Below are 14,146 nucleotides of genomic sequence, written 5' to 3'. Positions count from 1 at the left end.
TCGACTATGGACGGTCAAACGGGCATTTTTATGGTGGTTCATCCGGGCTCTTTGGGGTCTGGAGAGGTGTGGTAACCACCATTTTCCAAAGATGTCCCGGATGAACAACGTACAGAGAGATCACAGTTAGTCGACTGCTCTACTGCCAGTCGACTAACAGTCGACTCTACAGGTCGGGATTACTTCTTTTTGACCGGGGTCGGCGCGGTGGTGGCCGGAACCGGCTCGCCGCCATGGCGCTTGGTCATCCACCACTGCTGCAGCAGGCCCAGGCCGCCGTTGACCACCCAGTACAGGACCAGGCCGGACGGCATGAAGGCCATCATGACGCCGAACACCAGCGGCATGAACTGCATCATCTTCTGCTGCATCGGGTCCATGCCCGGTGCCGGGGTCAGCTTCTGGGTGAACCACATCACTGCCACGTTGATGACCGGCAGGATGAAGTACGGGTCGCGTGCGGTCAGGTCCTGGATCCAGCCGAACCAGGGCGCCTGGCGCAGTTCGACCGATTCCACCAGCACCCAGTACAGGGCGAAGAAGATCGGCATCTGGATGAGGATCGGCAGGCAGCCCCCCATCGGATTGATCTTTTCCTTCTTGTACAGCTCCATCATCGCGGTCTGGAACTTCTGGCGGTCATCGCCATAGCGTTCCTTCAGCTGCGCGATGCGCGGCTGGAAACGACGCATCTTGGCGCCGCTCTTGTACTGGGTTGCCGACAGCGGGTACAGCACCAGCTTCAGCAGCACCACCAGGCCGACGATCGCCCAGCCCCAGTTGCCGACCAGCTTGTGCACCTGGTTCAGCACCCAGAACAGGCCCTGGCCGATCACCGCCATCATCGAGAAGCGGCTGTAGTCGACCACGCGGTCCAGGCCCGGCACGTCTTCCTTGGCGATCAGGTTGACCAGCTTCGGGCCGACCCACAGGCGGGCTTCGGTGCTGGTGGACTGGCCCGGGGCCACGGTGAAGGCCGGGCCACGCGCTTCGATCAGGTCACGACCAGCCACCTGCGACAGCACGTAGTGTGCGGTCTGGTCCTTCTGCGGGATCCAGGCGGTGAAGAAGTGGTGCTGCAGCATCGCCAGCCAGCCGCCGGTGATGTTCTGGTTCAGCGTGCCGTCTTCCAGGTAGTCCTTGAACGCACGACGCTGGTACTTCTTGTCGTTGTCGTACCAGGTGGCACCGTTGAAGCTGAAGGAATCGGGGTTGGTCATGCTCCGCGACAGGATGGTCGGGGTGCGGTCCAGGGTGCGGTAGACATAGCCGTTCCACGGCGCGGCGCCAGCGTTGCTGACTTCGTCCTTGAAGCGCACGGCGTACTCGTTGCGCGAGACGGTCAGGGTGCGCTTGATGGTCACGCCGTTGTCGGCGGTCCACACGAACGGGATCTGCAGCTCGTTCTGGCCCTTGGCCAGCACGAAGTCCTTGGTGTCACCCACCAGCTTGAAGCCGTCGGCGCCGGGGACCGGGGTGTTCCTGTCTTCGCTGGCCCAGCCACTGATCGCGCTGTACGGGTGCGCGGGGTCTTCGGTCAGCAGGCGGACCGGCGGGCTGCCTTCGTCCTTGGTCTGCGGGAACTGCAGCAGCTCGGCGTCGAGCACGCGGCCGCCGTCGAGCACCAGGCGCAGCACGTCGGTGGTGACGGTCACGCGCTGGCTGGCCGGGGTAGCGCTGGCCTGGGCCTGTGCGGCGGCCTGGCCGGGGGCGCCCGGCACCTGGGCGCTGGGGATGGCGCCGGGGTTCGCGCCCGGAACACTCTGTGCGGCGGCCGGGGCCGACGTGGTGGTTGGTGCCGGGGTCGGAGCAGCCTTTTCACGGCTCCACTCCATCCACAGCAGCACGGCCACCATCAGCCAGGCAAAAATGAGGAATACGCGGGTCTGGTTCATCAGCGGACAGGCTCGGCGGGGCCGGGACGCGATGCCGGCTCGGTCAAAGAAGGAGTTGCGATGCCATCAGGCGGCGGCATTGTGCCGTCCACGCCCGGCGTGGGCAATGCACGCAGGCGACGCAGCAGGCGCAGGAAGGCCTGGCGGATCTCGTCGTTGCTGGCGGAACGCGCAGCACTACGAGCCACGACGACAAGGTCGCCTGGCTGGATGTCGGTACGTGTCTGACGCAGGATGTCGCGCAGGACGCGCTTGATCCGGTTACGCCCGACGGCGTTCGGATCAACCTTGCGGGAAACCGCCAGACCCAGCCTGGCCGGCCGGTCAGCCGGCAGCCAGTGCAGGGTCATCAGCGGATCGGACACACGGCGGGCGCCGTTGAAGACCGTTGAGTATTCGGCACGCGTGCGAACCCGCGCAGAGCGAGGGAATCGCTTGCGCGGGTCTGCAGTATTCACTGTCGAAGGGATTGCGTCTGCCGCGGGGTGCGGCATGGCAATCAGGCGCTCAGGACTTTGCGGCCCTTGGCGCGGCGACGCGACAGGATCTTGCGGCCGTCAGCGGTCTTCATACGGGCACGGAAGCCGTGGTCGCGCTTACGCTTGAGGTTGCTGGGCTGGTAGGTGCGCTTCGTGGCCATTGGGGGCCTCTCGTATGAATGGGACGGAAAGAACCGGAAATTCTAGAGAGGTACCCTGCCCCAAGTCAACCCCTGGCAGCTACGCGAATTCACCGGGCTGTGCAATAGCTGTGGATGTTTTTGTGAATAAGTAGGGGACAAGCATTCCGAAGGCGGGCGCTCGGTGGTAGTCTGAGCCATCCATTTCCCCCCTTTCAGGCCTGTGTTTGGGCGCCTTGTCGCGTCCATGCCCCGGCCACCGGACGATTATTGCTGATGGATGCTTGGTCCCGTAGTCTCGAGCGCCTCGAAGCGGAGTTCCCGCCGGAAGACGTTCATACCTGGCTGAAGCCACTGCAGGCCGATCTGCGCGTGGACAGCCTGGTGCTGTATGCACCGAATGCCTTCATCGTCGACCAGGTCCGCGAGCTGTACCTGGCCCGGATCCGCGAACTGCTGGCGCACTTCGCCGGTTTCAGCGACGTTTTTCTTGAAATCGGCTCGCGCCCGCGCCCTGTGGAGGCGCAGAACGCGCCGGTTTCCACGCCGTCGGCGCATGTGTCCAGCGAACCGCAGGTGCCGTTCGCCGGCAACCTGGACAACCACTACACGTTCGCCAACTTCGTCGAAGGCCGCAGCAACCAGCTGGGCCTGGCCGCCGCCTTCCAGGCGGCGCAGAAGCCGGGCGACCGCGCGCACAACCCGCTGCTGCTGTACGGGGGCACCGGCCTGGGCAAGACCCACCTGATGTTCGCCGCCGGCAACGCCATGCGCCAGGCCAATCCGGGCGCGAAGGTGCTGTACCTGCGTTCGGAACAGTTCTTCAGCGCGATGATCCGGGCCCTGCAGGAAAAGACCATGGATCAGTTCAAGCGCCAGTTCCAGCAGGTGGATGCGCTGCTGATCGATGACATCCAGTTCTTCGCCGGCAAGGACCGCACCCAGGAAGAGTTCTTCCACACCTTCAACGCGTTGTTCGATGGCAAGCAGCAGATCATCCTGACCTGCGACCGCTATCCGCGCGAAGTCGAGGGCCTGGAAGCGCGCCTGAAGTCGCGGCTTGCCTGGGGCCTGTCGGTCGCGATCGAACCGCCGGACTTCGAGACCCGCGCCGCGATCGTGCTGGCCAAGGCACGCGAACGCGGTGCCGAGATTCCCGATGATGTTGCGTTCCTGATCGCCAAGAAGATGCGCTCCAACGTGCGCGACCTCGAAGGCGCGCTCAATACCCTGACCGCCCGCGCCAATTTCACCGGCCGCGCGATCACCACCGAATTCGCCCAGGAAACCCTGCGCGACCTGCTGCGCGCCCAGCAGCAGGCGATCAGCATTCCCAACATCCAGAAAACCGTTGCCGACTACTACGGCCTGCAGATCAAGGATCTGCTGTCGAAGCGTCGGACCCGCTCGCTGGCACGCCCGCGCCAGGTCGCCATGGCCCTGACCAAGGAACTGACCGAGCACAGCCTGCCCGAGATCGGCGATGCCTTTGCCGGTCGCGATCACACCACGGTGCTGCATGCCTGCCGCCAGATCCGGACCCTGATGGAAACCGACGGCAAGCTCCGCGAGGACTGGGACAAGCTGATCCGGAAGCTGAGCGAATGATGCACGGATGCCGATGAGGCGTCATCGCACAAAACGGTGCAGAATCCGGTAGCAAGCGCGGGACACGTTGTGGATAAAAATGGCGTTTGAAATCGCGTCGGTTTTATCCACAGCTTTCCCCACCCCCTGGGGGTCGGTAATACAGAGGGTTTCGATGCCAGAAATCCTTTTATTTACAAAGACTTAGCGTTGTTTTCCAGCGATTCTGTCTCTACCAGCACCACCAAGCTTTTGATTTATTCCACATTTTTTAAAGCATAGGGGCACGGAACCACATGCGTTTCACACTGCAGCGCGAAGCCTTTCTCAAGCCGTTGGCACAGGTCGTCAACGTGGTCGAACGCCGCCAGACCCTTCCGGTTCTGGCCAATTTCCTGGTCCAGGTGCAGAACGGCCAGCTGTCGCTGACCGGTACCGACCTGGAAGTGGAAATGGTGTCGCGGATCGCGGTTGAAGATGCCCAGGACGGCGAAACCACCATTCCCGCCCGCAAGCTGTTCGAGATCATCCGCGCCCTGCCCGACGGCAGCCGGATTACCGTCTCGCAGACCGGTGACAAGATCACCGTGCAGGCCGGCCGTAGCCGCTTCACCCTGGCTACCCTGCCCTCCAACGACTTCCCGTCGGTGGACGAAGTGGAAGCTACCGAGCGTGTGGCGATCGGCGAAGCAACCCTGAAGGAACTGATCGAGCGCACTGCGTTCGCGATGGCCCAGCAGGACGTGCGCTACTACCTCAACGGCCTGCTGTTCGACCTGCGCGGCGATGCGCTGCGCACGGTCGCCACCGACGGCCATCGCCTGGCCCTGTGCGAAACCGATCTGGCCAAGCCCAGCGGTTCCAAGCGCCAGATCATCGTGCCGCGCAAGGGCGTGACCGAGCTGCAGCGCCTGCTGGAGAGCGGCGATCGCGAGATCGAACTGGAAGTCGGCCGCAGCCACGTGCGCGTCAAGCGCGACGATGTCACCTTCACCTCGAAGCTGATCGACGGTCGTTTCCCGGATTACGAAGCGGTGATTCCGATCGGTGCCGACCGCGAAGTGAAGGTTGATCGTGAAGCACTGCGTGCCTCGCTGCAGCGCGCCGCGATCCTGTCCAACGAGAAGTACCGCGGCATCCGCGTGGAAGTCTCGCCGGGCAACCTGAAGATCAGCGCGCACAATCCGGAACAGGAAGAAGCCCAGGAAGAGATCGAAGCCGACACCACGGTCAGTGATCTGGCCATTGGCTTCAACGTGAACTACCTGCTGGACGCCCTCTCCGCGCTGCGGGATGAGGAGGTCATCATCCAGCTGCGCGATTCCAACTCTTCTGCGCTGGTGCGTGAATCCAGCAGCGAGAAGTCGCGCCACGTGGTGATGCCGCTGCGTCTCTGACAGCAGCCTGTTCCACGTGGAACCGAAGGACGCCCGGGATCTCCCCGGGCGTTTTTTTTTTCAGGTTCCACGTGGAGCATCGGAGTTCGCGGAATCTCCAGGTCTGGACGAATGTCTTGCTCGAGATTGCTGCTTGCCGATTGTTCTTGGTTGGCCCTCCGATGCAATCGGCCCTGCGCGGTAGGAATCCAGGTTGCTGACCTGGGCGCTGCCCAGCCAACTTCGATCGAGTACGCAGTTCCGGGTCTTCAGCCTGATTGCAGGTGACCCAATCTGGTCGGATGGATGAAGCGGATCGCATCCGCTATCGCAGTGGTTGCTTCATCTGCAGACGTCACTGTCCACAGGCGTGGTTGGGGCCGGATCAGAGCTGGCCTAGCTTCTAAATCTGGGTATAAATCTAAAGCATGGTGGTGATGGTAGGCCCAGATTTCGTGGAAAAATGCATTATCCAATTGATTTTTAAGAGATTTATGCAGCTGAAACCCCCTGTATAGAGGCCCCTCAGGCTGGGGGGGAACCTGTGGATAGTTTCGCAGGTCGGGCAAAAGGGCTTTTTTATCCACAGTTTGCCCATACCTTGTGTATAAGTCATACAGACCCGCTGTGGACAGCGTGAAACGAATGGGCTGAATTCTTTGAAATCTGTGGAACCCTCCACGGCATCGCATCGTAGATTTCAAGAAATCCGCGCGCTGTTCGCGCAACCCGCCGTCGGGGGCACCTGGCGATGCTCGCGGAATGAGGCTGAAATCGATGAAATCTGAAGGCCTGTACCCTGCGCCGCCGCTCAGAATTCAAGGATTCCCGGGCATATCCAGACCCAGGCGAGCCCAGGTGAGGGAGCGCCACCACGTGGAACACGCGTAGGGTTGCCAGGCGGAGGCTTCAGCACAGTGGCGATGTCTGGCGCGCCACGGCTGGCTTGACCGATGCAGTAAGCTGATGGATTCCCTGCCCCACTACCGCCTCGTGCGGATGGTCCTTCGCGCCCCATGCTTATCCGCCGCCTCGCCCTGCACCAACTGCGTCGCTTCAGTGCGGTGGACCTGTCGCCCCAGCCTGGATTGAACCTGCTGACCGGCGACAACGGTGCCGGCAAGACCAGCGTGCTCGAAGCCCTGCACCTGATGGCCTACGGGCGCAGCTTCCGTGGCCGGGTCCGCGACGGATTGGTGCGCCAGGGCCAGGAAGCGTTGGAGATCTTCGTGGAATGGGACGAACAGCGTGCCGATCACCCGCCGCACCGCCGAAAGGCCGGGCTGCGCCACAGTGGCCAGGACTGGAAGGGGCGATTGGACGGCGAGGATGTCGCGCAGCTGGGCAATCTCTGCGCAGCGCTGGCCGTGGTGACGTTCGAGCCGGGGAGCCATGCACTGGTCAGTGGGGGGGGCGAACCCCGCCGGCGTTTCCTCGATTGGGGCTTGTTCCACGTGGAACCGGGTTTTCTCTCCCTGTGGCGCCGCTATTCCCGGGCGCTGAAGCAGCGCAATGCTCTGCTCAAGCAGGGCGGGCCGTCGCGGATGCTCGATACCTGGGATCACGAGCTGGCCGAGGCCGGGGAACCGCTGACCAGCCGCCGTCAGCACTACCTGGAGCGTCTGCAGCAGCGCACGGTGGCCTTGGCCGCCAGCCTGGCTCCGCAACTCGGCATCCAGGGTCTGGAACTGAGCCCCGGTTGGCGGCGGCATGAGCTTCCCTTGGCCGATGCCCTGCTTCTGGCCCGGGAACGCGACCGGCAGGCCGGCTATACCTCGGTCGGCCCACACCGGGCAGACTGGAGTGTGGATTTCCACAGCATTCCGGGCCGCGATGCGTTGTCCCGTGGTCAGGCCAAGCTGACGGCGTTGGCCTGCCTGCTGGCGCAGGCCGAGGACTATGCGGAACAGCGCGGCGAATGGCCGGTGATCGCGCTGGACGATCTGGCCTCGGAGCTGGATCGCACCCATCAGGCGCGGGTGCTGGAGCGCCTGCTCAATGGGCCGGCACAGATCTTCATCACCGCTACCGAAACCCCGGCGGCACTGCTGGACCTGACCCACATCGCCCGGTTCCACGTGGAACATGCACAGATCGTGGCTGTGCCATAGTGGGCACACCAGGGCCGCTCGACCCCGGCTGGTATAATTCGGGTTGGAATCCTTTCATTCTCGGCACATCGCTCCAAGCGGTGGCCGACCTGCGGAGCCTACGGCAAGCGCAATGAGCGACGAACAGAACACCCCGGCAAACAACGGCAATTACGACGCCAACAGCATTACCGCCCTGGAAGGCCTGGAGGCTGTCCGCAAGCGTCCCGGCATGTACATCGGTGACGTGCATGACGGCACCGGTCTGCACCACATGGTGTTCGAGGTCGTCGACAACTCGATCGACGAAGCGCTGGCCGGCCACGCCGACCACGTTGCGGTGACGATCCACGCCGACGGTTCGGTCTCGGTGTCCGACAACGGCCGTGGTATCCCGACTGGCAAGCACGAGCAGATGAGTGCCAAGCTCGGTCGCGAAGTGTCTGCAGCCGAAGTCGTCATGACCGTCCTGCACGCAGGCGGCAAGTTCGACGACAACAGCTACAAGGTTTCGGGCGGCCTGCACGGCGTCGGCGTCAGTGTGGTCAACGCGCTGTCGCAGAAGCTGCTGGTGGACGTGTTCCAGAACGGCTTCCACTACCAGCAGGAATTCAGCAACGGCGCCGCAGTGACCGCGCTGGCCAAGCTGGAAACCACCACCAAGCGCGGCACTACCGTGCGCTTCTGGCCGTCCACCGTCGCCTTCCACGACAACGTGGAGTTCCACTACGACATCCTGGCCCGCCGCCTGCGCGAACTGTCGTTCCTGAACTCCGGCGTCAAGATCGTCCTTGCCGACGAGCGTGGCGACGGCCGTCGCGATGACTTCCACTACGAGGGTGGCATCCGCAGCTTCGTGGAGCATCTGGCCCAGCTGAAGACGCCGCTGCACCCGAACGTCATTTCAGTCACCGGCGAGCACAACGGCATCGTCGTGGATGTGGCGCTGCAGTGGACCGACTCCTATCAGGAGACGATGTACTGCTTCACCAACAACATTCCGCAGAAGGACGGCGGTACCCACCTGGCTGGTTTCCGCGGTGCGCTGACCCGTGTGCTCAACAACTACATCGAGCAGAACGGCATCGCCAAGCAGGCCAAGATCAACCTGACCGGCGACGACATGCGAGAAGGCATGATCGCGGTGCTGTCGGTGAAGGTGCCGGACCCGAGCTTCTCCAGCCAGACCAAGGAAAAGCTGGTCAGCTCCGACGTGCGTCCGGCGGTGGAAAACGCCTTCGGTGCGCGCCTGGAAGAGTTCCTGCAGGAGAACCCGAACGAAGCCAAGGCGATCGCCGGCAAGATCGTCGACGCCGCGCGCGCACGTGAAGCGGCGCGAAAGGCCCGCGACCTGACCCGCCGCAAGGGCGCGCTGGATATCGCCGGCCTGCCGGGCAAGCTGGCCGACTGCCAGGAAAAGGATCCGGCGCTGTCCGAACTGTTCATCGTCGAGGGTGACTCGGCAGGTGGCTCGGCCAAGCAGGGCCGCAACCGCAAGAACCAGGCGGTGCTGCCGCTGCGCGGCAAGATCCTCAACGTGGAACGCGCGCGCTTCGACCGCATGCTGTCCTCCGACCAGGTCGGCACGCTGATCACGGCGCTGGGCACCGGCATCGGCCGAGACGAGTACAACCCGGACAAGCTGCGTTACCACAAGATCATCATCATGACCGACGCCGACGTCGACGGCGCCCACATCCGCACCCTGCTGCTGACGTTCTTCTACCGTCAGATGCCGGAGCTGATCGAGCGCGGTTACGTCTACATCGGCCTGCCGCCGCTGTACAAGATCAAGCAGGGCAAGCAGGAGCTGTACCTGAAGGACGACCCGGCGCTGGACAGCTACCTGGCCAGCAGCGCGGTGGAAAACGCTGCGCTGGTGCCGGCCACCGGCGAGCCCGGCATCGAAGGCCTTGCGCTGGAAAAGCTGCTGCTGGCCTACGCGGCCGCGCTGGATTCGATCGAGCGCAACGCACATCGCTACGACCGCAACCTGCTTGAAGCGCTGGTCGATTTCGTGCCGATGGACCTGGAAAGCCTGCGCGCTGCCGGCGAAGGCGAGGGCCTGGATGCACTGGCCAAGCGCCTCAACCAGGGCAGCCTGGGCAGCCCGCGTTTCACGCTGGAACTGCAGGAAGCCAACGACGAGCGCCCGGCCGCTGTGCTGGTGACCCGTCGCCACATGGGCGAACAGCACATCCAGGTGCTGCCGATGTCGGCCTTCGAAAGCGGCGAACTGCGCGCGATCCACCAGGCATCGAAGCTGCTGCACGGTCTGGTCCGCGAGGGCGCGACCATTTCCCGCGGTGCCAAGTCGATCGAAGTCGACAGCTTTGCCAAGGCACAGAACTGGCTGCTCGAGGAGGCCAAGCGCGGCCGCCAGATCCAGCGATTCAAGGGTCTGGGTGAAATGAATCCGGAGCAGCTGTGGGACACCACGGTGAACCCGGAAACCCGCCGACTGCTGCAGGTGCGTATCGAGGACGCTGTCGCAGCCGACCAGATCTTCAGCACCCTGATGGGCGATGTCGTCGAACCGCGTCGCGATTTCATCGAAGACAACGCGCTGAAGGTCGCAAACCTGGATATCTGACACAATCGGGACACGGCCGGCGCGCGGGGAGGCGCGCCGGCCTTCGACTCTTGAACACAGGTACCTGATGTCAGCATCCGCCCCGGTCTCCGCTCCGCCCCCGGTTCCGCCGGCTTCTGCCGCGCCGCGTGCCGTTTCGCCGTTGGCGGGGTTCTTCATCGACCTGGGCATCGCCGCTGTCACCCTGTTCGGCCTGAGCCTGGTCAGCGGCCTGCTGTGGGGCCTGTACCGTGGCGTGGTGGTTGGTTACGCGAACGCGCAGGCTGGCGCTGGCGCACCCGACGCCAGTTCGGTCGCGGCGTCACTGGGCCAGCCCGGCGCGCTTGCGCAGATTCTCATGGCGCTGTTCGCCACCGGTGGCGCCGCGTTGCTGCTGTACTTCTGGCGACGACCGGCCAACGCCGCCGAGCGCCACGCCTCGCGCCAGGCGCTGCGCCGCTCCTCCACCTGGGGCTGGACCCTGCTGGTGGCGACCCTGATCGTGCTCGGCAGCAACGGCATCGCCTTCCTGGCCAAGCAGTTCGGCGTCGAGCCGGTCCCCACCAATCTGGCGCTGATGCAGAGCGCGATCGCACGTTTCCCGTTGTTCCTGGTGCTGTTCGCGGTGGTCCTGGCGCCGGCCTACGAGGAACTGCTGTTCCGCCGCGTGCTGTTTGGCCGCCTGTGGCAGGCCGGGCGGCCTGGGTTGGGCGTGGTACTGAGCAGCCTCGCATTTGCCCTGATCCATGAGATCCCTGGCACGAGTGCCAATGGCCCGGCCGAAATCGCACAGCTGTGGCTGGTCTATGGTGGCATGGGGGCCGCGTTCTGCTGGCTCTACCGGCGCACCGGCACGTTGTGGGCGGCGATCACCGCCCATGCGCTGAACAATGCGGTCGCCCTTGCGGCGATGGTGTTCCTGGGGTCAACGTAAGGCCGCGTCCGCTTGACGAAAGATTAAGCCGCTACGCTACACACTCCGCATATGAACACGGGGGAGTTTCCATGAAACAACTGCTGCTGGCCCTTGTCATCACCACCCTGGTCAGCGCCTGCGCGACCACCACCTCCCCTACCGGTCGCCGGCAGATGGTGGGCGGCGTCTCGCAGGCGCAGCTGGACCAGCTCGGCGCACAGGCGTTCGCCGAAACCAAGCAGAAGGAAAAGATCAGCACCGACGGCCGCCAGAACGGTTACGTGCAGTGCGTGGTCAACGCCCTGGTCGCGCAGTTGCCAGCTCAATACCGTGGCGTACGGTGGGAGACGGCGGTATTCGTCGACAAGGAACCCAACGCCTTCGCCCTGCCCGGCGGCAAGGTCGGCGTGAACACCGGCATCTTCACCGTGGCCAAGAACCAGGATCAGCTGGCTGCCGTGATCGGCCATGAAATCGGTCATGTCATCGCCCGCCACCACGAAGAGCGCATCACCCGCCAGATGGGTGCGCAGACCGGGCTGGCCGTGCTCGGCGCGCTGGCTGGCGCAGCCTACGGCGAAGGTGCTGCCAGCACCGTCAACCAGCTCGGTGGCATGGGCGCGCAGACTGCCTTCCTGCTGCCGGGCTCGCGGACGCAGGAAAGCGAGGCTGACGTGATCGGCCAGCGGCTGATGGCCCAGGCCGGATTCAATCCGGCGCAGGCGGTCGACCTGTGGCAGAACATGATGGCCGCCAGCGGCGGTCGCAGCCCGCAATGGCTGTCCACCCACCCGGATCCGACCAACCGGATCCAGGAACTGCGACGTGATGCCCCGGGCCTGACGCCGGTCTATCAGCAGGCGCAGGCGGCCGGGCTACGGCCAAAGTGCGGATGAGTGCGCAGTTCTATGCTGTATTGCAGCACATAAAACGATTTCTCACGCCATCTGTTTCTGATACGTTTGGCGGCTCAGATTTTTCTGACAGTCCGACTTTGCCGCTAACCGGCGGTTCGATCGAGGTGAACGATGATTTTCCGTAACCACAAAGCTGTGCTTTCCGTCCTCGTCGCGACCGCCCTGACCGGCGCCGTGGTCACCGATGCCTTCGCGCAGTCCTCGCGTTCCTCCGAGCGCGGCAACCGTGGCGGCAAGCAGGCCAAGGCCGAGGCGCTGTACCCGAACGCGACCCGCCAGGAGCCGACGGTCAAGGCTTCGGCCAAGATGGGCAGCAAGCTGCAGAAAATGATCGACAGCTACAACAAGGAAAAGTTCCCGGAAACCCGCACCCAGGCCGACGCCATCCTGGCTGACAGCGCCGCGAACGAGTACGACAAGTCGCTGGCCGCGCAGCTGGCCTCGCAGGCTGCCTACCAGACCGATGACGCCCCGGCTGCCATCGCCTACCTGAAGCAGGTCCTGCAGTTCAACGGCCTGGACAACAACGGCCACTTCCAGTCGATGCTGATGCTGGGCCAGTTGCAGCTGCAGGAAGACCAGACAGCCGAAGGCCTGGCAACCCTCGACAAGTACTTCGCCGAGAGCAAGTCGACCAAGCCGGAAGAACTGATCGCCAAGGGCCAGGCGCTGTACCAGCTGGAGCGCTACCAGGAAGCGATTCCGGTGCTGAAGCAGGCCATCGCCGGCTCCGCCGAACCGAAGGACAACTGGAACCAGCTGCTGATGGCGGCCCTGTCCGAAGCCGGCCAGTCCGGCGAAGCGGTCAAGGAAGCCGAGGCGCTGGCCGCCAAGAACCCGAACGACAAGAAGGCCCAGCTGAACCTGGCCAGCATGTACATGCAGGCCGACCAGATGGACAAGGCGGCCGCGGTGATGGACAAGCTGCGCAGCAGCGGCCAGCTCACCGAAGAGCGCGAGTACAAGCAGCTGTACTCCATCTATGCCAACACCGACAAAAAGGAAAAGGACGTCATCGCGGTCATCAACGAAGGGTTGCAGAAGGGCATCCTGAAGCCGGACTACCAGGTTTACCTGGCGCTGGCCCAGTCCTACTACTACTCCGACCAGGTGCCGCAGGCGATCGATGCGTGGCAGAAGGCTGCCCCGCTGTCCAAGGACGGTGAGACCTACCTGAACCTGGCACGCGTCCTGCATGCCGAAGGTCGCATCCCGGAGGCCAAGCAGGCCGCCCAGCAGGCGCTGGCGAAGGGTGTGAAGAACCAGGCTGATGCCAAGAAAATCATCAACCTGAAGTAAGTAGGAATAACGCCTGAATGCCTGCCCAGTTGATGCGCAGGCGCTCAGGATTGGTATAAGCTTGGAGGTTCCTGCGGTGTCATGCACCGCTGATCAGGGATTCCGCCCCCGGCATCCCGGCCCCACTATTGAGCTCTTGGCGCATGACGGAACAACTAGTCGTTCACCGGTACGAACAACCCGATGACAAGGGGCTGAGCTGGCCTCGCATCGTCGGCATCGCGTTTGTAATTGCCCTGCATCTGGCCGCCTTCATGATGCTCCTCATTCCCGCCGTGGCTCCCAAGGCCGTGGCTGAGAAGGAGCGCAACGTCATGGTGACCATCGTCGATGCGCCGCCGCCGCCGCCCCCGCCGCCGCCGCCGCCGCCGACCGATACTCCGCCGCCGCCGGTGAAGAATCTGTCGCCGCCGAAGCCGTCGCCGGTCCCGCCGCCGCCGCAGGCGCCGGTCGTGGACGTGCCGGAGCCGCGCCCGAGCGATATCGTCACCCCGCCGTCGCCCCCCGCGCCGCCGGCACCTGCGACCTCGATCGAGGCCAGCGTGGACATCTCGTCGAAGGCCATGAATCCGCCGCGCTACCCGCCGGCCGCCTTCCGCGCGGGTATCCAGGGCGAAGTGATCCTGATCATTGATGTCGATGCCAACGGCAACGTCACCAATGTCACGGTGGAAAAGTCCAGCCGTAACCGCGACCTGGACCGTGCCGCGATGGAAGCGGCTCGCAAGTGGCGCTTCAACGCCGCTGAATCTGGCGGTAAGAAGGCGGCAGGTCGCGTTCGCGTCCCGGTCAACTTTGCGCTGAACTGATGCGCCCGGGTGGCCGCATGGCCACCCCCGCTCCCGGTTCGATTGTTTAGCTTAGCTACACCCTTT

At 64.0% G+C, this 14,146-nt stretch carries 11 protein-coding genes; 8 read left to right on the top strand and 3 right to left on the bottom strand.

What is annotated here, in order from left to right; genetic code table 11:
• Nucleotides 1-179 precede the first annotated feature (179 nt).
• The 3 genes from yidC to rpmH are packed head-to-tail and all read right to left on the bottom strand — an operon-like array spanning nt 180 to nt 2,535.
• Nucleotides 180-1,895, bottom strand: coding sequence for a membrane protein insertase YidC (yidC, locus tag AC5P9F_RS19785; protein ID WP_495232021.1), 1,716 nt, complete (start codon nt 1,893-1,895; stop codon nt 180-182).
• Nucleotides 1,895-2,389 (bottom strand): ribonuclease P protein component, encoded by a 495-nt coding sequence (rnpA, locus tag AC5P9F_RS19780; RefSeq protein WP_171968699.1) that lies wholly within the window; start codon nt 2,387-2,389, stop codon nt 1,895-1,897. The genes yidC and rnpA overlap by 1 nt, the downstream gene beginning before the upstream one ends.
• A gap of 5 nt (nt 2,390-2,394) precedes the next feature.
• The gene (gene rpmH, locus AC5P9F_RS19775) at nt 2,395-2,535 is read right to left on the bottom strand and encodes a 50S ribosomal protein L34 (protein WP_005411729.1); all 141 of its coding nucleotides are present in this window, start codon (nt 2,533-2,535) and stop codon (nt 2,395-2,397) included.
• A gap of 255 nt (nt 2,536-2,790) precedes the next feature.
• Between rpmH and dnaA the strand changes: the two genes are divergently transcribed.
• The 8 genes from dnaA (at nt 2,791) to AC5P9F_RS19735 (ending at nt 14,080) form a co-directional block, all read left to right on the top strand.
• A complete protein-coding gene (gene dnaA / locus AC5P9F_RS19770) occupies nt 2,791-4,122 on the top strand; it encodes a chromosomal replication initiator protein DnaA (protein ID WP_005411730.1) in 1,332 nt (443 codons plus the stop codon).
• A gap of 275 nt (nt 4,123-4,397) precedes the next feature.
• Nucleotides 4,398-5,498, top strand: coding sequence for a DNA polymerase III subunit beta (dnaN, locus tag AC5P9F_RS19765; protein ID WP_005411731.1), 1,101 nt, complete (start codon nt 4,398-4,400; stop codon nt 5,496-5,498).
• 995 nt (nt 5,499-6,493) lie between these two features.
• On the top strand, nt 6,494-7,588 hold the full coding sequence (gene recF / locus AC5P9F_RS19760; RefSeq protein WP_043035313.1) for a DNA replication/repair protein RecF: 1,095 nt from the start codon (nt 6,494-6,496) through the stop codon (nt 7,586-7,588).
• 112 nt (nt 7,589-7,700) lie between these two features.
• Nucleotides 7,701-10,160, top strand: coding sequence for a DNA topoisomerase (ATP-hydrolyzing) subunit B (gene gyrB, locus AC5P9F_RS19755; RefSeq protein WP_005411733.1), 2,460 nt, complete (start codon nt 7,701-7,703; stop codon nt 10,158-10,160).
• 67 nt (nt 10,161-10,227) lie between these two features.
• A complete protein-coding gene (locus AC5P9F_RS19750) occupies nt 10,228-11,073 on the top strand; it encodes a CPBP family intramembrane glutamic endopeptidase (RefSeq protein ID WP_076739604.1) in 846 nt (281 codons plus the stop codon).
• Between the two features lie 71 nt (nt 11,074-11,144).
• Entirely contained in the window at nt 11,145-11,951 is an 807-nt protein-coding gene (locus AC5P9F_RS19745; RefSeq protein WP_076739603.1) for a M48 family metallopeptidase, read from the top strand.
• 132 nt (nt 11,952-12,083) lie between these two features.
• The gene (locus AC5P9F_RS19740; RefSeq protein WP_005411736.1) at nt 12,084-13,271 is read left to right on the top strand and encodes a tetratricopeptide repeat protein; all 1,188 of its coding nucleotides are present in this window, start codon (nt 12,084-12,086) and stop codon (nt 13,269-13,271) included.
• Between the two features lie 143 nt (nt 13,272-13,414).
• A complete protein-coding gene (locus tag AC5P9F_RS19735; protein WP_164225556.1) occupies nt 13,415-14,080 on the top strand; it encodes an energy transducer TonB in 666 nt (221 codons plus the stop codon).
• Nucleotides 14,081-14,146 lie beyond the last annotated feature (66 nt).

Source organism: Stenotrophomonas sp. YJH_SMC_4 (assembly GCF_059371575.1).
The sequence above is the reverse complement of the archived record's forward strand: the minus strand, read 5'-3'. Positions and strand labels throughout refer to the sequence as shown.